The following is a 23,654-nucleotide window of genomic DNA, read 5'->3' as shown; positions in this document are numbered from 1 at the left end:
GTATAAAATCCCTGCATGGCCAACCTCGCCGACCTGTTCGATTCCCGTGCCGCACGCATACTCGATGCCCAGGCCTCCGCGCTGGCGGGCGATGGTGGCTGGGGCCTGATGGCCCAGGCGGGCCACGCGGCCTGGCAGAGCCTGCTGCAGCACTGGCCGCAGGCGCGGCGGATCGGCGTGGTGGTTGGCAGCGGCAACAATGGCGGCGATGGCTATGTGCTGGCCTGTCATGCGCTGCAGGCCGGGCGGCAGGTGCAGCTGATCGCGCTGCCGGGCAGCCCACCTTCCACGGCGTTGGCGCAGCGCGCCGCAGCGGATTTCAGGTCCGCGGGCGGCACCGTCACTGATTTCAACGGCGAACTGGCCCAGGCCGATCTATGGGTCGATGCCCTGTTCGGCCTTGGCTTCTCCCGGGCACCAGAGGGCGCGGCACTGGCCTTGATCGAGGCGCTGAACGCGCAGCAGGCGCCGGTGTTGGCGTTGGACGTACCCAGCGGTGTCGACGCCGACCATGGCTGCGTGCCGGGCGCAGCCGTACGCGCGGCCCTGACAGTGCAGTTCATCGTCGCCCACCGCGGCCTGTACACCGGAGACGCACTGGAATACACCGGGCGCAGGCACCTGGCACCACTGACGCTGGCCGATGCGGCCTGGCAGGGTGTCGTCGCTGCTGCAGAGTGCTGGACGCAGTCGCGCCTGCCCGATCTGCTGCCGCCGCGCCGTGCCAACAGCCACAAGGGCGAATCCGGCCATGTGCTGTGCGTGGGCGGCAACCATGGCAGCGGCGGTGCCATCGCGATGGCCGCCGAAGCTGCGCTGCGCGCTGGCGCGGGCCTGCTGAGCATCGGCACCCGCCGCGACCATGTCGGCCCGCTGCTGGCGAGGTTGCCTGAAGCGATGACGCACGCGCTGGAAGATGGCTCAGCGCTGCCGGCGTTGCTGGCAAAAGCCAGGGTGGTGGCGATCGGCCCGGGCCTGGGCCAGGACGAATGGGCGCGCGCGCTGTATGCGCGTGTGCTGCAGTCAGGCCTGCCGCTGGTGATCGACGCCGATGCGCTGAACCTGCTGGCGCAGGATGCGCATGCGCTGCCCGATGCGATCCTGACCCCGCACCCCGGCGAAGCCGCGCGCCTGCTGGAAACCACCACGGCGGCAGTCCAGGCAGATCGCTATGGCAGCGCGCAGGCGCTGGCCGAGCGCTATCACGCGGTCGTGGTGCTGAAGGGGGCGGGCAGCATCGTCGCCGCGCCCGGCCACGTACCGCGACTGATTGCGGCCGGCAACCCGGGAATGGCGGTGGGTGGCATGGGCGACCTGTTGACCGGCATCATCGCCAGCCTGCGCGCGCAGGGCCTGCCTGCGTTCGATGCGGCGGCAGGCGGTGCGCTGCTGCATGCCCTGGCTGGCGATGTCGCCGCTGGCGACGGTGCCCGCGGCCTGCTTCCCACTGATCTGCTGGCGCCCCTGCGGCGGCTGGCCAACCCGGAACGTTCCCGATGACCGAATTCTTCCTTGCCGACAGCAACGCCACCGAACTGCTGGGGCAATGGCTGGCAGCCACCCGTCCGCCGCAGGCGCTGGTCGAGCTGCGCGGTGATCTTGGCGCCGGCAAATCGACCACGGCGCGCGCGCTGTTGCGGGCGCTGGGCGTGCAGGGGGCGATCCGCAGCCCCACCTATACCCTGGTCGAGCGCTATCCGTTGTCCAGTGGCGGCGAGGCCTGGCACATGGACCTGTATCGCATCGGCCAGGCCGGCGAGCTGGATTTCCTCGGGCTGGACGAGGGCAGTGCCGTGCTGTGGCTGGTCGAATGGCCAGAGCGCGGTGCCGGTGCGCTGCCGCCAACCGATCTGGTGGTCGCACTGGAGATTGAAGGTCAGGGGCGTCGCGTTCGTCTCACTGGCATCAGCGACACAGGACGTGAATGGCTGCAGCGGCTTCCCGAAGGTGGCGACTTGCAGGCCCTTTCTGTCGGCTGACGAGAACAAAGATCGGCAGGTTACGGATTATTAAGGAAAAAGGTGTTGCATTCCGTTCAGTGCGGTGATTGAATCCTGAGTCATGCGCCCGGGGAATCGACTCATTGCCATCTGTGCCGCCGTCGGACTTGGTCTGGCGAGCGTCAGTGCGTGGGCCGGTGAGGTCCGCCAGGTGCTGCTCAATTCCGGTGCGACCGGAACCCGCGCGGAAATCGCGCTGGTCGGCAGTGGTGGCTACAAGACCCTGTCGCTGGCCGGTCCGAACCGGCTGGTGGTCGATTTCCCCGATTCCAGCGCGGTGCGCAACCTGAAGATGCCGTCGCCGCAGGGCGTGGTGACTGCGGTGCGTACCGGGCAGCCGGTGCCGGGCACTTTCCGTGTCGTATTCGACCTGGCCGAGACGGTCGCCCCCTTCCGCCCGCAGATGCAGCGCGAAGGCAATGAATCCAAGCTGGTGATCGAGTGGCCGGGCGATGGCCCGGCCGTGGCCGCCAGTCGCCCCGCGCCGACGCCTGCGCCGACGCAGCCGCCAGCGGCATCTTCGGTGAGTCCGGCTGCGGTCCCGGGCCCGACCCCGGCACAAACCGCACAGTCCCGTGGTGATGCCGCGCGAGCCACTGCGCTGTTGACCGCGCAGGTCCAGCAGCAGGCCAGTGCCAGCGCTGCGGCACCCGCCGCGCCGACGCCGGCGCCGAGCACCACCCCGGTGCAGATGGCGGCAGCAGGCACCACCGCCAGCAGCACCCCGACGTCGTCGCCGGCAGCCATCCTGGCTGGTCAGGTCACCACTGCAGTTGTGGCCACCCAGCCGAAGCCGGTGCCGACACCTGTTGCGCCGACCGAGTCGCCGCGTCCGACCATGCCCAGCGATGCCTCGCGCATCCGCATGCAGCCGGGCATGCGTCACCTGGTGGTGGCGATCGATCCGGGCCATGGCGGTCAGGATCCGGGCGCCATCGGCCCGACCGGCAAGCGCGAGAAGGACGTCACCCTGGCGGTGGCGCGTGAACTGGCCCGCCAGGTCAACGCCACGCCTGGCCTGAAAGCCTTCCTCACCCGCGACAGCGATGTGTTCATCCCGCTGCCGATGCGTGCGCAGAAGGCGCGTGCGAACAAGGCCGACATCTTCATTTCGATCCATGCCGACGCCGCCGAAAACCGCTCGGCCACCGGTTCGTCGGTGTATGTGCTGTCGACCAAGGGCGCGTCTTCGCAGCGTGCACGCTGGCTGGCGGACAAGGAAAACGCGGCCGATCTGGTCGGTGGCGTGCGCCTGCAGCAGACCGAAGGCACGCTGGCCAACGTCCTGCTGGACCTGGCCCAGAGCGGCTACATGAAATCCTCCGAGGACGCAGCCGGGCACGTGCTGGGCGGCCTGAAGCGTATCGGCAACAACCACAAGCCGAACATCGAGCGCGCCAACTTCGCCGTGCTGCGCACTTCGGACATGCCGGCGATGCTGGTGGAAACCGCGTTCATCTCCAACCCGGATGAAGAGCGCCGCCTGATCGACCCGGCTTACCAGCGCAAGGTCGCCGGTGCGGTGCTGGATGGCGTGCACACCTTCTTCAGCCGCCAACCGCCGCCGGGCACGTTGTACGCCGCGCGCGCGCAGGCCGAGATCGATGCTGCAAGCACCGTGGCGGGCGGCAGCAAGTAACCCGCTTGATCGCCTGCGTCCGCTGAAGCCAGGCCACGCCTGACTGGCGCCGCGTACGCTGCATCTCGACTCTACCTGGCGCCGCTCCGCTATCATCGTGGCATGACGTCTGCCTGCCTTGCCTGCCCATGAACGCGCCCGATCCGCGTCCGATCCGGCCGCTGCCGGAAATCCTGATCAACCAGATTGCCGCCGGTGAAGTGGTCGAACGACCTGCATCGGTGGTCAAGGAACTGGTTGAGAACGCGATCGATGCCGGCGCCAGCCGCGTCGATATCGAGCTGGAAGAAGGCGGTGTGCGCCTGATCCGCATCCGCGACAACGGCAGCGGCATTGCCGCAGAACAGTTGCCGCTGGCGGTTTCGCGGCACGCCACCAGCAAGATCGCCAACCTGGATGAGCTGGAAGCGGTGGCCACGCTGGGTTTCCGTGGCGAAGCGCTGCCGTCGATCGCCTCGGTCAGTCGTTTCACCCTGGCCTCGCGCCGTGCCCATGATGAGCACGGTTCGGCACTGCAGATCGAAGGCGGCAAGATCGGCGAGGTGACCCCGCGCGCGCATGCGCCCGGCACCACGGTGGAAGTGCGCGAGCTGTTCTACAACGTGCCGGCGCGGCGCAAGTTCCTGCGCGCCGAGCGCACCGAACTGGGGCATATCGAAGAGTGGCTGCGTTCGCTGGCGCTGGCCCGTCCCGATGTCGAACTGCGCGTCTCGCACAACGGCAAGGCCTCGCGTCGCTACAAGCCGGGCGACCTGTATTCGGACGTGCGCCTGGCCGAGACCCTGGGCGAGGACTTCGCCAACCAGGCCGTGCGCGTGGACCACAGCAGTGCCGGCCTGCGCCTGCATGGCTGGATCGCCCAGCCTCACTATTCGCGCGCCAGCACCGATCAGCAGTACCTGTACGTCAACGGACGTTCCGTACGTGACCGCAGCGTCGCCCACGCGGTGAAGATGGCCTACGGCGACGTGCTGTACCACGGCCGCCAGCCAGCCTATGTGCTGTTCCTGGAACTGGACCCGACGCGCGTCGACGTGAACGTGCACCCGGCCAAGCATGAGGTGCGCTTCCGCGATTCGCGGCTGGTGCATGACTTCGTCTACCGCACCCTGAAGGATGCACTGGCCGACACCCGTGCCGGCATGACCGCGCAGGAGATCGGTGCCGGCGCGGCGCATCCGGCCGAAGGCGACCCTGCGGCGGCGATGCCGGGCGCGACGGCGTCCAGCTTCGGCTACGTGCGCGGCCCGGCGCCCGGTGCCGGGCAGGGCGGCGGCGGTGGCGGCTTCTCAGGCTGGCGCCCGCAGCAGCCGCTGGGCCTGCAGGTGGCCGACGCACCCGCTGCTTACGCTGCGTTGTATGCGTCGCCAGCGGGTGCCGAGCGTGGTGCAGCACTGCCGCCGATGCCGATGGAGAACGGATTGCCGGTCACCAGTGCCGACGCCGGCGTACCTCCGCTGGGTTACGCCGTTGCCCAGCTGCATGGCATCTACATCCTGGCCGAGAACGCCGAAGGCCTGATCGTGGTCGACATGCATGCGGCGCACGAACGCATCGGCTACGAGCGGTTGAAGAATGCGCACGATGGCATCGGCCTGCAGTCGCAGCCGCTGCTGGTGCCGATCACCCTGGCGGTGGGCGAGCGCGAGGCCGATACCGCCGAGGCGGAGGCCGATACGCTGGCCGCGCTCGGGTTCGAGATCACCCGTGCCGGACCGGGCGCGCTGCACGTGCGCAGCATCCCGGCGCTGCTGGCCCATGCCGAACCCGAAGGCCTGCTGCGCGATGTGCTGACCGACCTGCGCGAGCACGGCCAGAGCCGTCGCATCGCCACTGCGCGCGATGAGCTGCTGTCGACCATGGCCTGCCATGGCGCGGTGCGTGCCAACCGGCGCCTGACCGTGCCGGAAATGAACGCGCTGCTGCGCGACATGGAAATCACCGAGCGGTCCGGCCAGTGCAACCACGGCCGACCGACCTGGGCCCGTTTTTCGCTGGCGGAGATCGACCGCTGGTTCCTGCGCGGACGTTGAGGGGAGCACCGATGCGATTTTGCCGAATGGGCAGCCTGCTGGCGGCCCTGTTGTTGGTGGCCTGCAGCCCGGCACCCACGCCGGCACCGGCTGCCGTTGAGGATCCGGCCTTCGCCGCACAGCAACAGCAATGGCGGGTGCTGCGCTACCAGGACCTGACCCGGCCCGATGGCTGGACCGCGCTGGTCGGCCTGCACTGGTTGCAGAACCGATCGCACTTCGTCGGCAGCGGCGACACCAGCGGCATCCGCCTGGCGGTGGGGCCGGCCAAGCTGGGCCTGCTGCGCCGTGACGGCGACCAGTGGTGGTTCACGCCGGAGTCCGGCACGGATTTCACCCTTGATGGACAGCCTGTGCGCGGGCGTGTGCGCATGGATACCGACAAGGATCCGCAGCCGACCCTGCTGGCCTTCGATGGTGGCAAGGGCCAGCTCAGCCTGATCCGTCGCGGCCCGCGTGACGCACTGCGGGTCAAGCATGCCGATGCACCGGCGCGCCGCGATTTCGCCGGCCTGCAGTACTGGCCCGGTGGCCCGCAATGGCAGGTGCAGGCGCGCTTCATCGCGCATCCGCCAGGCAAGACCCTGCCGATCGTGGACATCACCGGCCTGACCACCGAGATGCCCAACGCCGGTGCCGTGGAATTCGATCGCGACGGCCGCAGCTGGCGGCTGGAAGCGATCGGCGAACCGGGGCAGCCGCTGTTCCTGATCTTTGCCGACCGTACCAGTGGCCACGGCAGCTACCCTGCCGGCCGCTATCTGGATACCGATGCGCCCACGGCCGACGGCCACGTGACGATCGACTTCAACCACGCCCACAACCCACCGTGCGCGTTCACCGCCTATGCGACCTGTCCGTTGGCGCCGCCGGAAAACCGCCTGGACCTGCGCGTGGAAGCGGGTGAGAAGACGTATCACCTGCCTGAAGGAGAGGGTTGAACATGTTGATGAAACTGTTGCTGCGCAGTGTCGTTTTTCTCGCTGCCTGCGCCGTCGGTCCGTTGGCCGTCGCGCGCGATGCGCCGGCCGAAGCCACGGCCGGCAAGCCGCCGGTGCCGCTGCTGTGGAAGGTCACCGGGCAGGGAGATGCACGCCTGTACCTGCTGGGTTCCTTCCACCTGTTGAAGCCGCAGGACTATCCACTGTCGACCGAGGTCGAGCAGGCATTCGAAGCCTCGCAGCGTGTGCTGTTCGAAGTGACCCCTGAGGAACTGCAGTCGCCGCAGATGGCCAGCCAGATGGTGCAGGTGGCTACCCGCAAGGACGGCAGCGAACTCAAGCGTGACCTGGATGCGCCGACCTGGCAGAAGCTGCAGGCCTATGCGACGCAGAACAAATTGCCATTGGCGCAGTTGCAGGGCATGAAAGCGTGGTTCGTCGGCCTGACCATCACCGTCGGGCAGATGCAGAAGCTGGGCCTGGACCCGGAGCTGGGGCTGGACCGGCACTTCATGCAACGGGCGCAGAAGGCCGGCAAGAAGACCGCAGGCCTGGAAGACATGTCCAGCCAGATCAACCTGCTTGATGGCATGAGCGTGCAGGAGCAGCGGCAGATGCTGTCCGAGGCCCTGGACGAAGCGGGCAAGGGTGACGCCCAGGCGCAGATGCTGCATGAGGCCTGGCGCCGCGGCGACGATCGCCTGCTGTGGAACCGGATGGGCGTGGAGATGCGCCAGAAGTATCCGCAGCTGTACCAGCGCATCAATACCGACCGCAACGATGCGTGGGTGCCCAAGCTGCTGCCGTACCTGCAGGCCGGGCAGGGCGGCACGCTGGTGGTAGTGGGCGGCCTGCACCTGCTGGGCAACGACGGCGTGGTCGAGAAGCTGCGGGCGAAGGGGTACAAGGTCGAGCGGGTCTGCAAGGGCTGCAGGAAGTAGAACCACGCCCCGCGTGGAGGCGTTCGAAACAGAACGGCGCGCCGATGGCGCGCCGTTTTCCTATCCGCCGGGGCGGGGGCTCAGCGGCGGGTCTTGCCGCCGGTGCCGGTGCTGCCGGTCGGATCATTCGGCTTGCCGGCCGTACCGGCGCCGGTGCCCGTTCCGGTGCCACCCGGACGCGGGCCACCGAAACCGCTGCCCATGTTGCGCTGGAACTCCTGCCACAACTCCAGGTTGCGCTCGGTCAGCTGGTTCATCATCGCCCACGGCGTCTGCCCCAGCAGGTTGCCCATCTGCTGGCGGAACTGCTGCTGCTGGTCGAGGAAGACCTGCATGCTGCGCTCCAGGTAGTTGCCCATGAAGCCCTGCAGGGAATCGCCGTAAAAGCGGATCAGCTGGCTCAGCAGCTGGGTGGAGAGCATCGGTTCACCGTCCTGTTCCTGGTCGGCGATGATCTGCAGCAGGACCGATCGGGTCAGGTCGTCGCCGCTCTTGGCGTCGCGGACTTCGAAGTCTTCGCCGTCGAGGATCAGCTGGCGCACGTCCTCGATGGTGATGTAGCTGGAGATCTCGGTGTCGTACAGACGGCGGTTCGGATACTTCTTGATGATGCGGGTCGCAGCCATGAAGCGGTACTCGTCACAGTAGACGCGCAGCATGGCGCAGTGCAGCAGCGGTTGCAACCGCCCCAGCCCCCGCCAGGCTTGGCTTTCCGTCGCCGGAATGTTGCGCAGCAAGGCTTTGCGTGCTGCGCAGCATGACCAACGGCAGGGTGCAGCACGGGCTTTGAAGCCCTGGGGACGCTTACCACCCCATATGGTGGCCGCCGTTGATGTCCAGGTTGCTGCCGGTGATCCACGAGGCCTCTTCGGCCACCAGGAAGGACACGCCGTAGGCGATTTCTTCCGGCTTGCCCAGGCGCCCGGTGGGGATGTCGGCGATGATCTTGGCGCGCACGTCCTCGGGCACCGCCATCACCATGTCGGTGGCCACGTAACCGGGCGAGATCGTGTTCACTGTGATGCCGAAGCCTGCGTTCTCGCGCGCCAGCGAGATGGTGAAGCCATGCATGCCGGCCTTGGCGGCGGCGTAGTTGGCCTGCCCGTACTGGCCCTTCAGGCCGTTGATCGAGCTGATCTGGATGACCCGGCCCCAGCCGCGCCGGCGCATGCCCTCGATGACCGGGCGGGTGACGTTGAACACCGAATTGAGGTTGGTGTTGATCACATCGTGCCACTGCTCCGCGCGCATGCGGTGGAAAGTGGTGTCGCGGGTGATGCCGGCGTTGTTGACCAGGATCTCGACCGGGCCCAGTTCGGCCTCGACCGCGCGGATCAGGCCTTCGGCGCTGGCAGAGTCGGAGACATCGCCCGGGAAGATCGCCACGTGGTAGCCGCGTTCGGTCATCGCCTGCTGCCAGGCGCGGGCCTTGGCCTCATCGCGGTAGTTGGTGGCGACCCGGTGGCCCTGGTCGGCCAGGCGTTGGCAGATGGCGGTACCGATGCCGCCGGTTCCGCCGGTGACCAGTGCGACGCGAGATGTCATGGAAAGCTGTCCGGATGTCAGGTGGGGGAAGGGGGATTCTGCAACATCGGCGCGGAAAGTGCGCCGGCCGGCAGCAGAATGTCCGCGCGCGGCAGCAGGCCGGGGTTGAAGCTGCGCTGCGCGGCGGCCAACAGCGCGTCGCGGTCGTCGATGCCTTCCAGAGCGCTGGTCGGCTGGCCCAGCAGTTCCCACAACCGGTGCAGTACCGGTGCCGGCTCGCCGGCATCCACCGGCAGCGCGGCCAGTGACTTGGACAGTTTGTGGCCCGGTGCATCCAGCAGCAGCGGCAGGTGCCAGTAGCGCGGCGTCGGCAGGTCCAGCGCCTGCTGCAGCAGGATCTGCCGGGCGGTGGAATCGAGCAGGTCGGCGCCGCGCACGACTTCGTTCACGCCCTGCGCGGCATCGTCGACGACCACCGCCAGCTGGTAGGCCCAGCAGCCGTCGGCGCGGCGCAGTACGAAGTCACCGACCTCGGCATGGACATCCTGTTGCTGCGGGCCGCGCAGGCCATCCTCGAAGCGCACGATGCTGCCGGGCGGCACGCGGAAGCGGACGGCCGGGTCCGGTCGTGCCTGCCGCGCGACGCAGCGATGGTGGATGCCGCCATTGGCGGCCAGATCGCTGCGGCTGCAGTGGCAGACGAACGCGTGGCCATCGGCCAACAGGCGGTCCAGCGCCGTCTGGTAGGCGTCGCCACGCGCGCTCTGCCAGATCACCGGCCCGTCATGAAGCAGGCCGAAGGCGGCCAGCGCCTGCAGTTGCGCCTGTGCGGCGCCGGCCACCGTGCGGGGTGGATCGGCGTCTTCGATGCGCAACCGCCACAGGCCGCCATGATGGCGCGCAAGCAGCCAGCTGCCGAAGGCGGCAAGCAGCGAGCCGGGATGCAGCAGGCCGGTGGGCGAGGGCGCGAAGCGGCCGCAGGAGAGGGAGGAGGTCATGCAGCTGAATCGTCGGTCAGGTTGGCGCTTGAATTCAAGCTGACTGCACCGCAGATTGACGGATATCAACCCCTTCCAAGCCGGAAATTCCCATGTTCACCCGTATTGCGCTGTTCCTGGCCACGAACTTTGCCGTGCTGATCCTCGCCAGCATCGTGATGTCGCTGATAGGGGTCGACCCCGGCCGGATGAGCGGCCTGCTGGTCATGGCTGCCATCTTCGGTTTTGGTGGTTCGCTCATCTCGCTGCTGCTGTCCAAGTGGATGGCCAAGCGCTCAACCGGTGCGGTGGTGATCACCGAGCCGCGCAACCAGACCGAGCGCTGGCTGCTGGCCACCGTCGAGCGCCAGGCCAAGGCGGCCGGTATCGGCATGCCGGAAGTGGCGGTGTATGACGGCCCGGAGATCAACGCGTTCGCCACCGGTGCCAACCGCAACAACGCGCTGGTGGCGGTGTCCACCGGCCTGCTGCACAACATGAGCGAGGACGAAGCCGAAGCCGTGCTCGGCCACGAGATCGCCCACGTCGCCAACGGAGACATGATCACCATGGCGCTGCTGCAGGGTGTGCTGAACACCTTCGTGATCGTGCTGGCCCGTGTGGTTGGCGGCATCATCGACAGTGCGCTGTCGGGCAACCGCGAAGGCGGCGGCCGCGGCTTTGCCTACTACATCATCGTGTTCGTGCTGGAGATGGTGTTCGGCCTGTTCGCCACGATGATCTCGATGTGGTTCTCGCGCCACCGCGAATTCCGTGCTGACGCTGGCGGTGCATCGCTGGCCGGTCGCCAGAAGATGATCTCGGCGCTGGAGCGGCTGCAGCTCAACCACGGCCAGAGCACCCTGCCGACGCAGATCGCCGCGTTCGGTATTGCCGGTTCGACGGCGAAGAAGCTGTTCATGAGCCACCCGCCGCTGGAAGAGCGCATCGCCGCGCTGCGGGCGTCGACGGTGGCGTAAGCCTCCGCTTGTAGAGCAGTGCAGGAACGCCTGGCCTCGCGCCGGGCGTTTTTGTTTGCGCGCCCACGCGTCGGTAGCGCCGGGCCATGCCCGGCGGATCATTTCCGCGACCGCGGAGGGGTGTCACTTTCTTTGCTCGTGCAAAGAAAGTAACCAAAGAAACACGCCGCCGGCCGCGAGCCGACGTGCTGCGCACGCCGGTGCCCTGCGCTCCTCGGTCCGCCGAGGGACGGTGCGGGAACTCGCTGCGCTCAGACACCCGCACCTCTTCGCCCTCGCCGGACCTGCGGTGCGGCTCGCTCAAGGCGGACTCAAGGTCAAATGCCACAGCTGCACCCAGTAGATCCACGCCATGCGTGGATGCTCTTGCCGTTGATCTTGATCTTCCGGCCCGCCTTGAGCGAGCCGAGCATCGCAGGGGAATCAGGGGCGAAGAGGCGCCGATGTCTGAGCGCAGCGAGTTCGGCGCCGTCCCCTGATTCGCCGAGAAGCGCAGGGCACCGGCGCGTAGCGACGGCTCGCGGCCGGCGGCGCGTTTCTTTTGGTTACTTTTCTTTTCGCGCGAAAAGAAAAGTGACGCCCCTCCGCGGTCGCGGAAATGATCCGCCGGGCATGGCCCGGCGCTACCGGCGCGTGGGCGCACAAACGAAAACGGCACCTTCGCAGGTGCCGTCTCCATGAACTGCTTTACGCCCGAACTCAGAACTTCGCGTCGAACTCGGCAGCGTAACCGGTGTTGACCAGCACCTTCTGCAGCGACTCGGCCACCTTCAGGTTGCCGGCCACGATCTGCTGGGTGTCCGGGCCACGGTTGTCCATGCGGGCCGGAGTGGCGCCCTTGAAGTCGCAGACCTTGCCACCGGCTTCGCGCACCAGCAGCACGCCGGCAGCGATGTCCCAGGCCTTCACGCCGGCTTCGAAGTAGGCGTCGGCGCGGCCACAGGCCACGTAGGCCAGATCCAGCGCGGCCGAACCCGAGCGGCGGATGTCCTCGGCGTGCACCAGCAGGGCGTCCAGCGACTTCAGCTGCGCACTGGCGCGGGCACGCTCGCGCGGGGCGAAACCGGTGTGGATCATGGTGCCTTCCAGATCCTTGCGGTCGGCCACGCGGATGCGGCGGTCGTTGAGCACGGCGCCGGCACCACGGCTGGCGGTGAACAGTTCATTGCGCAGCGGGTCGAAGATCACCGCGTCGGTCGGCTCGCCGTTCTCGACCAGGGCGATCGACACACAGTAGTGCGGCACGCCGCGCAGGTAGTTGCTGGTGCCGTCCAGCGGGTCGATGACCCACATGTGGCGACGCTCGCTCTGCACGCCACCTTCTTCACCGAAGATGCCGTACTCGGGGTAGGCGCGCTTGAGTTCCTTGACGATCACCTTTTCCGCGTCCGCATCGACTTCGCTGGCGTAGTCCATGCGGCCCTTCTGGACTACATTCAGTGCCTCGAGCTTGTTGATGTTGCGCAAGAGGACGTTGCCGGCGAGGCGGGCGGCCTTGACCATGACGGTGACGGCGGGTTTCTGCATGGCATGGGCTCCCGGAAGGGCAGAAGAGAAGGGCTGGCGGGGGAAAAGAGCAGGTCCGGCGCAGTGGCCGGCCGCACAGTTTACCATTGGTCTTCGTCCAGCTCGACCCTTTCCCTGTTCATGTCCCAGTTTCCCGCTGCCACCCGCCTCCGATTCGTCCTGGTCGGTACCCAACACCCCGGCAACATGGGGGCCGCCGCCCGTGCCCTGAAGACCATGGGCCTGGCCCGCCTGGTCCTGGTGGCGCCGGAAAAGCCGCTTGATGAAGAGGCCTTCCGGCGCTCGGCCGGCGCCGAGGACGTGCTCGGCGACGCGCCGGTGGTGGCCTCCCTGGCCGAAGCCGTGGCCGACTGCCGGTTCGTGCTGGGGTGCACCGCGCGTGCGCGCCGGGTCCAGCTGGAGGAGTTCCTGCCGGCAGATGCCGCAACCCGCGCAGTGGCCAAGGCCAGCGAGGGCGCCGAGGTGGCGCTGGTGTTCGGCCGTGAACGCACCGGCCTGACCAACGAGGAGCTGCAGCTGTGCCATGCCGCCGTGCATATTCCGTCCGACCCGGAGTTCAGCTCGCTCAACCTGGCCGCGGCCGTGCAGGTGCTGGCCTATGAAGTGCGCATGCAGCTGCTCGGCGCGCAGCCGGTGGCCGCCACTGAGCCGGACAGCCGCGAGCAGACCGCCAGCCATGATCAGCTGGAGAGCTTCTTCGCGCAGTTGGGCGACACCCTGGACGAGATCGATTTCCACAAGGGACGCGCGCCCGAGTCGGCGATGCGCAAGCTGCGTCGCCTGTTCCTGCGCAGTGAGCCCAGCGAGCAGGAAGTGCGCCTGCTGCGCGGCATCCTGGCCGATACCCAGCGCATGGCGCGGCTGGCGCAGAAGAACGGCAAGGACAGCTGACGACGTTCTCATTTTTTCGGGTAGTCTGTCCGGATACCCCGGGGGAACGATGCTTGTGTCGGGTCTGCGTAGGGCAATGCAGGGGGAACTGCTGCGCCTGGCCTTGGCCCTGCTGGCCGGGACGGCGCATGCTGCGCCCGGTTCACAGAAGGGGCGTTGGGCATCGATAAGGGGCAACTCGCGATGACGCAGGATCATGCGCTTGGCAGTGTTTGCTGGCGGGGTGCCGGACCGGCGCCGGAGGTGTCAGGCCGGGCGTCCGCCGGGTTGTCGCGTGCCGTCTGTCTTCGGTGCGTGCAGCGTGCGTTGCAGAGGTTGTTGGAGGTTGCCGGTTTCCGTCGCGTCGATGCGCATGCGCAGCCGTGGCGGGATGAATTGAATCAAGGGTCGACGCGCGTGCGGATGGAAGTGGAATGAAGTTGCTCGGCTCCGGGATGCAGGCCCGATTCCTGCTTGCGATGGGCGGGGCGATGCTGGTGGTGGTGGCGATCCTGGCCGTGCTGCTGGGGCGGCAGGCGGCCATGCAGGGCGAGGTGCGGTCGCTCAGCAACGGCGTCATCCACGAACTGTTCGACCGCAGCGTGCGCAGCCGTGGCGAGGCCATGGTGCGCGAGCTGTCCGATGCGCTTGCCGCTCCGCTCCACAACAACGACCTGGAGCAGGTCGGGGCGCTGGTGCGCAGCATTTCGCGGCAGCCGGTGGTGCGCTACGTAATGGTGTTCGACGACCGCGGGCGGTTGGTCCACGACGGCTCGGCCACGGTTCCCGGATCCGGGCGGCCGATGACCGATCCGCTGGCGGCCGGGGCGGTTGCCGCGCAATCACTGGTGGTGCAGCAGTCGCCCACGGTGCTCGACAACGCAATGCCGATCAGGATGGGTAATCAGCGCATCGGCGGTGTCCGCGTCGGCATGGCACTGGATGAAGTGCTGCAGCGTGAGCAGGCGGCCAACGCGACCCTCGGTGAGCGGCTGCAGCAGATGGGAAGCCGGCATCTGGGCTGGCTGCTGCTGATGCTGGGCCTGCTGGTGGTGATCGGCGTGGTGGTGATCCTCTACGTACAGCGCACGCTGGTGGCGCCGATCCGTGAGCTGGCTGCAGCCGCCCGGCGCATCGAAGCGGGCGACTACCAGGCGCCGCTGCGCGAAAACACCCGCGACGACGAGGTCGGGGAACTGGTGCGCGGCTTTGCCCGCATGCGTGATGCGATCGCCCGCCACGACCGCGAAGTGCGGCGCATGGCTTACACCGACGCGTTGACCGGGCTCACCAACCGCCTGGCGTTCCGCGAGGCGCTGGACCATCGATTGATGGCCGCACGTGCGTCCAATCACCGGTTGGGTCTGCTGTTTGCCGATATCGATGATTTCAAGCGGGTCAATGACACACTGGGCCATGAGGCCGGCGACGAGGCGTTGCTGCAGTTCGCCCAACGCATTGGCCGCGCAGTGACCGAGGCCGGCGGCGACGATGCCGTGCTGGCGCGGTTTGGCGGCGACGAATTCGTGATCCTCGTCGGTGATGGTGATGTTGCGGCCAATGCGCGGTTGCTGGCCGAAGTGCTGGTGCGCGAGCTGGGCAAGCCGCTGGTGGTGCAGGGCAGGGAGTTGTTCCTGGGCACCTCGATCGGCGTGACCCTGTTCCCCGACGATGCCGCGGATGCGACGACGCTGCTGAAGAACGGCGACATCGCGATGTACCAGGCAAAGATGGCCGGCAAGAACTGCTATCGCTATTACAGCCGGGCCATGGATCACGCGGTCGAGCGGCGCGTGCACATGGAGCAGGAGCTGCGCGGTGCCTGGGAGCGCGGCGAGCTGCGGCTGGCCTATCAGCCGATCTTCCGCATGCGTGACCGCCGCATGGTCGGTGTCGAAGTGCTGCTGCGCTGGCAGCACCCGACGCTGGGCACGATTCCGCCATCGGTGTTCATCGAGGTGGCCGAGCAGAGTGGCCTGATCGAGGTCATCGGCCCGAAGGTGCTGCGTGCCGCCTGCATGGAAGCGGTGCAGTGGCCGCGCGGTGTGGCCGGTGACGAGTTGTTCGTCTCGGTCAATGTGTCGCCACGGCAGCTGCGTGGCGGTGAGTTGCCGGCGTTGGTTGCGCAGTGCCTGCAGGAGTCGGGCCTGCCGGCCTCGCGCCTGCACCTGGAGCTGACCGAGACGGCGGTGATCGGCGATGAGATGCTGGCCGCGCAGCTGCTGGACCGCCTGCACCGGGCCGGGGTGAAGGTGTGGCTGGACGACTTCGGTACCGGTTTCTCCGGTCTGAGCCACCTGCGGCAGGTACCCGTGGACGGGGTCAAGATCGACAAGAGTTTCGTCGCCGACATGCAGCGCGACCCGGACGACCTGGCCCTGACCACGGCGATCATCGCCATGGCCCACGCACTGGGCATCACGGTGGTGGCCGAGGGTATCGAACAGGAGGCACAGTTCGAGCTGCTGGCCCAGCGTGGCTGTGACCTGGGCCAGGGCTACCGACTGAGCCACCCGGTCACCTCCACCGAAGTGGTGCGGATGATCGAATCGGGCGCGTGAGGCGCTACAGCGGGCGCTTGCTCGGGTCGCCGGGCAGTTCGCGGACCAGCTTGGGGACCAGGTAGCCGGACAGCCGGGCAGTGAGGCCGGCAATCAGGGCCTTGGCCTGGATGTCGTCCACTTCGAAGTGGGCCACGCCCTCGACGCGATCCAATTGGTGCAGGTAATACGGCAGCACGCCGGCGGCGAAGCTGCGTACGCTCAGGTCCTGCAGCGCCTGCACGCTGTCGTTGACTCCGCGCAGCAGCACCGCCTGATTCAGCAGCTGGGCGCCGATGCCACGCAGGTGGGCCATCGCGGTATCGACGCTGGCGTCGAATTCATTGGCGTGGTTGGCATGGACCACGATCGCCAATGGCCACGGCAGGCTGCCCAGCCAGGCCAGCAGTTCCTCGTCCACGCGCTCGGGCAGCACGATCGGCAGGCGCGTGTGGATGCGCAACCGGCGGATGTGCGGGATCTGGCGCAGCGCATCGGTCAGCTCGGCCAGCTTGTGCGTAGCCAGCGACAGCGGGTCGCCGCCGGACAGGATCACCTCATCGATGTCCGGGTCTGCGGCGATGGCCTCCACGGCCTCCTGCCAGCCCCCCTTGGCGGCGTTTTCGGCGCCATAGTCGAAATGCCGGCGGAAGCAGTAGCGGCAGTTGATCGCACAGCTGCCGGTGGCCACCAGCAGGGCCCGGCCACGGTATTTCTGGATGACCCCGGTAGCCTTCTTGGCCGCGCCGTCGCCCACCGCGTCAAAGCTGAACCCGGGCGCCGGGCGCATCTCCGCGTCGATCGGCAATACCTGGCGCAGCAGCGGATCGTGGGCATCGCCACGGCGCATGCGGGCCACGAAACCCTCCGGCACGCGCAGCGCGAACTGGGCGATGGCCGCCTCCGATACGCCCAGCGCTGCGGCATCCAGATCCAGCCGGGCCAGCAGCGTCTGCGGGTCGCGCAGGGCCTGCCGCCACAGCTGCTGCCAGCGCGCGGGCGCGCCTGGCGACTGGGTCCGGGGGAAGGCGGAAAGCTGCATGGAGAGGGGGCCTGCGGTTATCATGGACACATAAACAGTTGCCCGCCGGGGTTCCGGTGGGCTTTCCATTCTATCCGGCTCGCCGCACGCGCGGCGGTTTCGCCATTTGAGGAGCTTGAGCATGGCCACTGCGGGCATGAACGATGTCAAGAACGGGATGAAGATCCTGGTCAACAATGAACCGGCCGTCATCTCCGAGACCGAGTTCATCAAGCCGGGCAAGGGCCAGGCCTTCACCCGCGTGCGCTATCGCTTCATCAAGTCGGGCCGCACCGTCGAAATGACCATGAAGGCGACCGACGACGTGGAAGTGGCCGATGTGGTCGATACCAACATGGACTACATGTACAGCGACGGCGAGTACTGGCATTTCATGGACCCGGAGACCTTCGAGCAGGTGCAGGCCGACAAGGCCGGCATGGGCGGCGCCGAGAAGTGGCTGAAGGGCGAGGAGTCCTGCATCGTGACCCTGTTCAACGGTTCGCCGATCTTCGTGCAGCCGCCGAATTTCGTTGAACTGAAGATCACCGAGACCGATCCGGGCGTCCGCGGTGACACCTCGGGCGGCGGCGGCAAGCCGGCCACCCTGGAAACCGGCGCCGTGGTGCGCGTGCCGCTGTTCGTCAACCAGGATGAAATCATCAAGGTCGACACCCGTTCGGGCGAGTACTCCTCGCGCGTCAAGTAATCCGGCGCAGCCGGATTACGGTAGTGCCGGCCGCTGGCCGGGTACGCGCCGGCGCATTCGCGCTGGCGCTCCCATGATCTGCTTCGGCAGATCATGGGCCCCGCTTCACGAGTCTCCAGACCCCGCCGCTTCGCGGCAGCCCCTGACTCAGGGGCGTGTTCCCCAGCAGTATCTCGCCGCCCCACCGCCAGTGAGCCCGCATGAGCGATAGCCCGCACCTCCCCGAAGCCTGCGACCTGCTCATCGAAGCCGGTCATGTCGTTCCGATCGAGCCGCATGCGGTGGTGCTGGAAGATCATGCCGTGGCCATCCGTGGCAGCGAGATCGTGGCCATCCTGCCGCGCGCCGAAGCGCGTGCGCGGTTCCGTGCCACCCAGGTTGTCAGCCGCCCAGAGGCGGCGCTGATGCCGGGCCTGGTCAACGCGCATACGCACAACCCGATGACCCTGCTGCGCGGCGTCGCTGACGACCTGCCGCTGATGACCTGGCTGCAGCAGCACATCTGGCCGGTGGAAGCGGCGGTGATCGGTCCCGAATTCGTGGCCGACGGCACCACCCTTGCCATCGCCGAGATGCTGCGTGGCGGCACCACCTGCGCCAACGAGAACTACTTCTTCGGTGACGTGCAGGCCGCCGTCTACAAGAAGCACGGTTTCCGCGCGCTGGTCGGCGCGGTCATCATCGATTTCCCCACCGCCTGGGCCAAGACCGACGACGAGTACTTCGCCAAGGCCGGTGAACTGCATGACCAGTGGCGCACCGACCCGCTGATCGGCACTGCATTCGCGCCGCATGCGCCGTACACGGTCAACGATGCCAATTTCGAGCGGGTGCGGATGCTGTCCGACCAGCTGGACATGCAGGTGCATCTGCATACCCATGAAACCGCGCAGGAAATCACCGATTCGATCAAGCTGCACGGCCAGCGTCCGCTGGCGCGGCTGGATCGCCTCGGCCTGGTCAACGACCGCCTGATCGCGGTGCACATGACCCAGCTGACCGAGGCCGAGATCCACCTGTGCGCCGAGCGCGGCGTCAGCGTGGTGCATTGCCCGGAATCGAACCTGAAGCTGGCCTCTGGTTTCTGCCCGGCCTGCGCCCTGCAGCGCGCCGGCGTGAACCTGGCCATTGGTACCGACGGCTGCGCCAGCAACAACGACCTGGACATGTTCAGCGAGAACCGTACGGCGGCGATCCTGGCCAAGGCCGTGGCCGACGATGCCACCGCGCTGGACGCGGCGACCACGTTGCGCGCGTCCACCCTGGGCGGCGCCCGCGCCCTGGGCTTCGGCGAGCGCATCGGCTCGATCGAGGTCGGCAAGCAGGCCGACCTGGTCTGCGTTGATCTGTCCGCGCTGGAGACCCAGCCGCTGCACAACGTGCTGTCGCAGCTGGTGTACGCCACCGGCCGCCAGCAGGTCAGCGACGTCTGGATCGCCGGCAAGCCCAAGCTGGTGCAGCGCGAGCTGGTCGGGATGGACCTGCCGGGCATCATCGCCAACGCGCGCCAGTGGCGCGAGCGCATCCGCCATATCCGCGCCTGAGTGCAGGCGCCGCAAGGACAACCGTCATGACTGCCCCCCACGCTTCTTCCAATTTCGATCAGGCCGAACTGGACAAGTTCGCCGCGCTGGCCAACCGCTGGTGGGATGCTGACGGCCCGCAGAAGCCGCTGCACGCACTGAATCCGGTGCGCCTGCAGTACGTGGCTGACCGGGCGCCGCTGCGTGGCGCGCGCGTGCTCGACATCGGCTGCGGTGGCGGGCTGCTGAGTGAAGCGCTGGCCCAGGCCGGTGCCGAAGTGACCGCCATCGACCTGGCGCCGGAGCTGGTCAAGGTTGCGCGCCTGCATGCCCTGGAAAGTGGCGTCAGCGTCGACTACCGGGTGCAGGCCGCCGAGGACCTGGCCGCCGAACAACCGGGCAGCTTCGATGTGGTGACCTGCATGGAAATGCTCGAGCACGTGCCCGATCCGGGCGCGATCATCGAGGCCTGCAAGCGCCTGCTGAAGCCGGGTGGCCATCTGTTCCTGTCCACCATCAACCGCACCGCAGCCGCATTCGCCGTGGCCATCGTCGGTGCCGAGTACGTGGCACGGCTGCTGCCCAAGGGCACCCACCACTACCAGGAATTCATCAAGCCGGCCGAGCTGGCGCGTTGGCTGCGCGAGGCCGGCCTGCAGCTGGCCGATGTCAGCGGCATGGCCTATGAGCCGTGGCGCAACCGCGCCCGCCTGAGCAGCCGCACCGACATCAACTACCTGGCCCACGCGGTCAAGGCGCCGTGACCGCCGCCGTGTTCCCGCGTGCGGTGCTGTTCGACCTGGACGGTACACTGCTGGACAGCGCCCCGGATTTCGTCGCCACCCTTGATGCGATGCTGGCCGAGCGCGGTCGCGCACCGATCGATCCTGCGCAGTTGCGGCCAGTGGTGTCAAAGGGTTCCCGGGCGATGGTGTCGGCCGCGTTTCCAGAGCTGGAAGCACCCGAGCGCGATGCACTGATTCCCGAGTTCCTGCAGCGCTACGAAGCCTTGATCGGCCAGCATGCCGTGCTGTTCGACGGCGTCGCCGGCATGCTCGGTGCGCTGGACGAAGCCGGCACCGTGTGGGGGATCGTCACCAACAAGCCCGAATACCTGGCGCGGCTGATCGTGCCGCAGTACGACTGGCAGCAGCGCTGCGCCGTGCTGGTCGGCGGTGACACCCTGGCCGAGCGCAAGCCGCATCCGTTGCCGCTGTTGCACGCCGCCCAGCTGATCGGCGTCGCAGCGGAGGACTGCGTATATGTCGGCGACGATGAGCGCGACATCATCGCCGCGCGTGCCGCCGGCATGCCGTCGGTGGCGGCGCTGTGGGGCTACCGCCTGCACAGCGATGACCCGTTGGCCTGGCAGGCGGACGTGCTGGTCGAGAATGCCGAACTTCTGCAACTGGCCAGTCTCTGGCCGAGCCGGCCGGCGACCCCGGCCCAGCCGTAAGGAACAACGTAGTGAGCAGTACCGCGCTGGACAGTTTCCTCGACAAGTGGCGCAGCCGTTGGCCGGAATGGTCGGTGGCCGAGCCGTTCGTGGCCGAATCGCAGCGCCATGTGGCGCTGGCGTGGTTCGCGCTGCTGCAGGAATTCGACGACATGCTCAACACCGCTGGCGACCCGCTGCCGGCGGACGCCAAGCTGGCCTGGTGGGGCGAGGAACTGCGCAGCTGGGCCGCGCAGCGTTCGCGGCATCCGCTGGGCCGCGTGCTGGAGCCGGTGCGGGCACCGTGGGGGCAGCTGGCCGAGGCGCTGCCGGATCTGGTCGAGGCGCGCACCGTAGCGCTGGACGCTGCCGGTGCCGAACGCGCACTGGGCAACTATGCCGACGCGGTGGCTGCGGTCGAGGTCGTGGTGTTTGCCGACAAGCCGCGCAAGGGGGCTGGCCATGCCGTGCTGCTGCAGACATTGGCCCAGCGCCTGCAGGACGCTGGCGTGGCCGGGGTTCCGCGCAGCCTGCTGGACGAAGATGCCGGCAACGCTGCACAGCGTTGGGCGCAGCAGTTGCTGAGAGGGTGGGGCACCCGCGTGCCCGGTCCACGTGCACGCCGGGTGTGGTCGAGCCTGGCGCGTGCACGTCTGGCGGCGCAGGCCGCCGGCAAACCGATTGAAGCCACGCCCGTGCGCACGTTGCTGCGCGTGTGGTGGGCCGCGCGCGGCTGAACCCTCGGCCGCTGCGCTCGCCGGGCACGGCCCGGCGCTACCGTGCATGGTGATTCGGCCGTGTGCTCGCCGGGCCATGCCCGGCGGGGAACCTGCGTGCGCTATTTCCGCTCCAGCACCAGCAGCGGGTCGATGCGGGTGTCGAACCAGTTCATGCCCCAGTGCAGGTGCGGCCCGGTGGCACGGCCGGTGGCGCCGACGGCGGCGATCACCTGGCCCTGTTCGACGCGATCACCGACCTTCACGTCGATGCGCGACAGGTGCAGGAAGTTCGAACTGACGCCGAAGCCGTGGTCGAGCAGCAGCGTGCCACCGGTCAGGTACAGGTCCGGCCCAGCGAACGTCACCACACCGGCCGCCGGTGCCTTCACCGGGGTGCCGGTGGGTACGGCGATGTCCATGCCGGAGTGGCCGGCACCGGGCTGGCCGTTGTACACGCGGGCGTTGCCGAAGCGGCCGCTGATGCGGCCCTGCACCGGCCAGATGAAGGTCTGGGTGAAATCGGTGCGGTTGTCGTCGCGCGCACGCGCAGCGGTGACCTGCGCCTGTTCGCGCTTGATCCGCTCGGCGATGGCCGGCGGCGGATTGACCGTCTTCGGCGGTACGCCGTTCACCCGCTCGGTCGGCCAGTCGCGCGGGGTCACGGCGATGGCGGCCGTCTCGCTGCTGCCATCCGGTCGGCGGATCTGCACCTGCAGCGGGCCCTTCTCATCGCGACCGATGCCGAACACCACGCTGCCGTAGCTGCTCACGCGCAGGTCGCGGCCTGCATAGCGCACGCTGCTGCCGGCGGGAACCTTGCCGATCACCAGCGCGCCCTGCGAGGCGCTGGCCGGGAACACCACGCGACTGTCGATCAGCTCGCCGATGCCGTCCTGTGCCTGGGCCGCGGCTGCGGACAACAGGGGCGCTGCCAGCAGCAGCGCCGCGAACATGAGTGCCGGACGCATCAGCGGTCGTAGGTCATGCGCTGGCCGGCGGGCTTGCCCACCAGCGTGCTGCCGTCCCACACCAGCTGGCCGTTGACCCAGGTCGAGGCCACGCGCGAACGGAACGTGGTGCCCTCGAACGGCGACCAGCCGCACTTGGACAGCACGTCCTCGCGCTTGACCGTGAACGGCACATCTTCCACCAGCACCAGGTCGGCGAAGTAACCTTCGCGCAGGAAGCCTCGCTCTTCCACATCGAACAACTGGGCCGGGGCATGGGCGAATTTCTGCACGACCTGCTCGCGGGTCAGCTTGCCTTCGTGCACGCGTTCCAGTGCGGCGACCAGCGCGTACTGCACCAGCGGCAGGCCCGACGGCGCCTGCGCATAGGGCTTCTGCTTCTCTTCCCAGGTATGCGGGGCGTGGTCGGTGGCCAGCACGTCCAGCACGTCGTCAGCCAACGCGGCCGTGATCGCCTCGCGATCGGCCACGTCCTTGATCGCCGGATTGCACTTGATCAAGTTGCCCTTGGTCGCGTAGTCCGGGCGGGCGAAGTGCAGGAAGTGCACGCAGGTCTCGGCGGTGATCTGCTTGCGGCTGCCGTCGGCGCGGATCAGCGGGCCCTTCTCGAACAGCGCCAGTTCGTCGGCGGTGGAGATGTGCAGCACGTGCAGGCGGGTGCCATGCTTGCGCGCCAGCGACATGGCCAGCCGCGTCGACTTGATGCAGGCTTCACGCGAACGGATGTCCGGGTGCATCTCCGGGGTCAGTGCGTCGCCGTACTTCTCCTGGAACGCTTTCAGGTTGGCATCGATCATCGGCGTGTCTTCGCAGTGCGTGATGATCGGGGTGGGGCACTCGCGGAAGATCGCGTCCAGGGTTTCGGGGTTGTCGACCAGCATGTTGCCGGTGGACGCGCCCATGAACACCTTCACGCCCGGCGCCTTCTTCGGATCGAGCGCACGAATGGCGTCGAGGTTGTCGTTGCTGGCACCGTGGTAGAAACCGTAGTTGGCCCAGGCACGGCCGCGCGCCAGCTCGTACTTGGCTTCCAGGATGGTTGAATCCAGGGTCGGCGGGTTGGTGTTGGGCATGTCCATGAAGCTGGTCAGGCCACCGGCCACGGCCGCGGCCGATTCGCTGGCGATGTCACCCTTGTGGGTCAGGCCGGGTTCGCGGAAATGCACCTGGTCGTCGATCATCCCGGGCAGCAGCCAGCGCCCGGCCGCATCCACCACCTGTTCGCCATCACGCGGAGTCAAACCCTTGCCGATCTGCGCGATGCGGTCGTTCTCGATACGCAGGTCGCCTTCGAAGGTGCGGCCTTCGTTGACCAGGCGGGCATTGGTGATGAGCGTGGAGGACAT

General features: G+C 67.9%; 21 protein-coding genes. 14 read left to right on the top strand and 7 right to left on the bottom strand.

What is annotated here, in order from left to right; all coding sequences use genetic code 11:
- The first annotated feature begins 15 nt into the window (after positions 1-15).
- From LMF57_RS13550 to LMF57_RS13525, 6 genes are all read left to right on the top strand, one after another.
- The gene (locus LMF57_RS13550; RefSeq protein ID WP_229290045.1) at positions 16-1,500 is read left to right on the top strand and encodes an NAD(P)H-hydrate dehydratase; all 1,485 of its coding nucleotides are present in this window, start codon (positions 16-18) and stop codon (positions 1,498-1,500) included.
- Entirely contained in the window at positions 1,497-1,979 is a 483-nt protein-coding gene (gene tsaE, locus LMF57_RS13545; RefSeq protein WP_025876369.1) for a tRNA (adenosine(37)-N6)-threonylcarbamoyltransferase complex ATPase subunit type 1 TsaE, read from the top strand. The genes LMF57_RS13550 and tsaE overlap by 4 nt, the downstream gene beginning before the upstream one ends.
- 82 nt (positions 1,980-2,061) lie before the next feature.
- A complete protein-coding gene (locus LMF57_RS13540) occupies positions 2,062-3,639 on the top strand; it encodes an N-acetylmuramoyl-L-alanine amidase (RefSeq protein ID WP_229290044.1) in 1,578 nt (525 codons plus the stop codon).
- A 128-nt stretch (positions 3,640-3,767) separates the two neighbouring features.
- Positions 3,768-5,672 (top strand): DNA mismatch repair endonuclease MutL, encoded by a 1,905-nt coding sequence (mutL, locus tag LMF57_RS13535; RefSeq protein ID WP_117310876.1) that lies wholly within the window; start codon positions 3,768-3,770, stop codon positions 5,670-5,672.
- A gap of 11 nt (positions 5,673-5,683) precedes the next feature.
- Positions 5,684-6,613 carry a DUF1684 domain-containing protein gene (locus tag LMF57_RS13530; RefSeq protein ID WP_229290043.1) on the top strand — a complete coding sequence of 310 codons (930 nt, stop codon included), beginning with the start codon at positions 5,684-5,686 and terminating at the stop codon, positions 6,611-6,613.
- A 2-nt stretch (positions 6,614-6,615) separates the two neighbouring features.
- Positions 6,616-7,554, top strand: coding sequence for a TraB/GumN family protein (locus LMF57_RS13525; RefSeq protein WP_229290042.1), 939 nt, complete (start codon positions 6,616-6,618; stop codon positions 7,552-7,554).
- A gap of 80 nt (positions 7,555-7,634) precedes the next feature.
- On the opposite strand, the gene phaR is transcribed toward LMF57_RS13525, so the two are convergent.
- The 3 genes from phaR to gluQRS form a co-directional block, all read right to left on the bottom strand.
- Positions 7,635-8,180 carry a polyhydroxyalkanoate synthesis repressor PhaR gene (gene phaR / locus LMF57_RS13520; protein WP_117311939.1) on the bottom strand — a complete coding sequence of 182 codons (546 nt, stop codon included), beginning with the start codon at positions 8,178-8,180 and terminating at the stop codon, positions 7,635-7,637.
- A gap of 178 nt (positions 8,181-8,358) precedes the next feature.
- Positions 8,359-9,099, bottom strand: coding sequence for an acetoacetyl-CoA reductase (phbB, locus tag LMF57_RS13515; RefSeq protein WP_229290041.1), 741 nt, complete (start codon positions 9,097-9,099; stop codon positions 8,359-8,361).
- 17 nt (positions 9,100-9,116) lie between these two features.
- Entirely contained in the window at positions 9,117-10,037 is a 921-nt protein-coding gene (gene gluQRS / locus LMF57_RS13510; RefSeq protein WP_229290040.1) for a tRNA glutamyl-Q(34) synthetase GluQRS, read from the bottom strand.
- A 92-nt stretch (positions 10,038-10,129) separates the two neighbouring features.
- Here gluQRS and htpX point away from each other — a divergent pair, with 92 nt between their 5' ends.
- Complete coding sequence (htpX, locus tag LMF57_RS13505; protein WP_229290039.1) at positions 10,130-10,996, top strand: protease HtpX; 867 nt, start codon at positions 10,130-10,132, stop codon at positions 10,994-10,996.
- A 699-nt stretch (positions 10,997-11,695) separates the two neighbouring features.
- On the opposite strand, the gene LMF57_RS13500 is transcribed toward htpX, so the two are convergent.
- The gene (locus LMF57_RS13500; RefSeq protein ID WP_025876387.1) at positions 11,696-12,523 is read right to left on the bottom strand and encodes an inositol monophosphatase family protein; all 828 of its coding nucleotides are present in this window, start codon (positions 12,521-12,523) and stop codon (positions 11,696-11,698) included.
- A 120-nt stretch (positions 12,524-12,643) separates the two neighbouring features.
- Between LMF57_RS13500 and LMF57_RS13495 the strand changes: the two genes are divergently transcribed.
- Together LMF57_RS13495 and LMF57_RS13490 are read left to right on the top strand one after the other, a co-directional pair.
- Positions 12,644-13,414, top strand: coding sequence for an RNA methyltransferase (locus LMF57_RS13495; protein WP_117310871.1), 771 nt, complete (start codon positions 12,644-12,646; stop codon positions 13,412-13,414).
- Between the two features lie 413 nt (positions 13,415-13,827).
- Complete coding sequence (locus LMF57_RS13490; protein WP_229290038.1) at positions 13,828-15,954, top strand: EAL domain-containing protein; 2,127 nt, start codon at positions 13,828-13,830, stop codon at positions 15,952-15,954.
- A 4-nt stretch (positions 15,955-15,958) separates the two neighbouring features.
- Here LMF57_RS13490 and epmB read toward each other — a convergent pair whose 3' ends face one another.
- A complete protein-coding gene (epmB, locus tag LMF57_RS13485; protein ID WP_229290037.1) occupies positions 15,959-16,999 on the bottom strand; it encodes an EF-P beta-lysylation protein EpmB in 1,041 nt (346 codons plus the stop codon).
- A 97-nt stretch (positions 17,000-17,096) separates the two neighbouring features.
- Between epmB and efp the strand changes: the two genes are divergently transcribed.
- The 5 genes from efp (at position 17,097) to LMF57_RS13460 (ending at position 21,358) form a co-directional block, all read left to right on the top strand.
- A complete protein-coding gene (gene efp, locus LMF57_RS13480; protein ID WP_006379771.1) occupies positions 17,097-17,663 on the top strand; it encodes an elongation factor P in 567 nt (188 codons plus the stop codon).
- A 200-nt stretch (positions 17,664-17,863) separates the two neighbouring features.
- A complete protein-coding gene (locus LMF57_RS13475) occupies positions 17,864-19,207 on the top strand; it encodes a TRZ/ATZ family hydrolase (RefSeq protein ID WP_229290036.1) in 1,344 nt (447 codons plus the stop codon).
- A gap of 26 nt (positions 19,208-19,233) precedes the next feature.
- Positions 19,234-19,950: a bifunctional 2-polyprenyl-6-hydroxyphenol methylase/3-demethylubiquinol 3-O-methyltransferase UbiG gene (gene ubiG, locus LMF57_RS13470; protein ID WP_208081636.1), complete on the top strand. Its 717-nt coding sequence runs from the start codon at positions 19,234-19,236 to the stop codon at positions 19,948-19,950.
- Positions 19,947-20,642 (top strand): phosphoglycolate phosphatase, encoded by a 696-nt coding sequence (locus LMF57_RS13465; RefSeq protein ID WP_229290035.1) that lies wholly within the window; start codon positions 19,947-19,949, stop codon positions 20,640-20,642. The genes ubiG and LMF57_RS13465 overlap by 4 nt, the downstream gene beginning before the upstream one ends.
- Positions 20,643-20,653: 11 nt before the next feature.
- A complete protein-coding gene (locus LMF57_RS13460; RefSeq protein ID WP_229290034.1) occupies positions 20,654-21,358 on the top strand; it encodes a phytoene/squalene synthase family protein in 705 nt (234 codons plus the stop codon).
- A gap of 101 nt (positions 21,359-21,459) precedes the next feature.
- Here LMF57_RS13460 and LMF57_RS13455 read toward each other — a convergent pair whose 3' ends face one another.
- Both LMF57_RS13455 and LMF57_RS13450 read right to left on the bottom strand, forming a co-directional pair.
- A complete protein-coding gene (locus tag LMF57_RS13455; protein ID WP_162887675.1) occupies positions 21,460-22,308 on the bottom strand; it encodes a M23 family metallopeptidase in 849 nt (282 codons plus the stop codon).
- The gene (locus tag LMF57_RS13450) at positions 22,308-23,654 is read right to left on the bottom strand and encodes a dihydroorotase (protein WP_033831575.1); all 1,347 of its coding nucleotides are present in this window, start codon (positions 23,652-23,654) and stop codon (positions 22,308-22,310) included. Before LMF57_RS13450 ends, LMF57_RS13455 begins: the two co-directional genes overlap by 1 nt.

The organism is Stenotrophomonas sp. SI-NJAU-1 (assembly GCF_020883215.1).
Lineage (GTDB): Bacteria > Pseudomonadota > Gammaproteobacteria > Xanthomonadales > Xanthomonadaceae > Stenotrophomonas > Stenotrophomonas indicatrix.
Note: the sequence above shows the minus strand (reverse complement) of the source record. Positions and strands in the feature narration are given on the sequence as shown.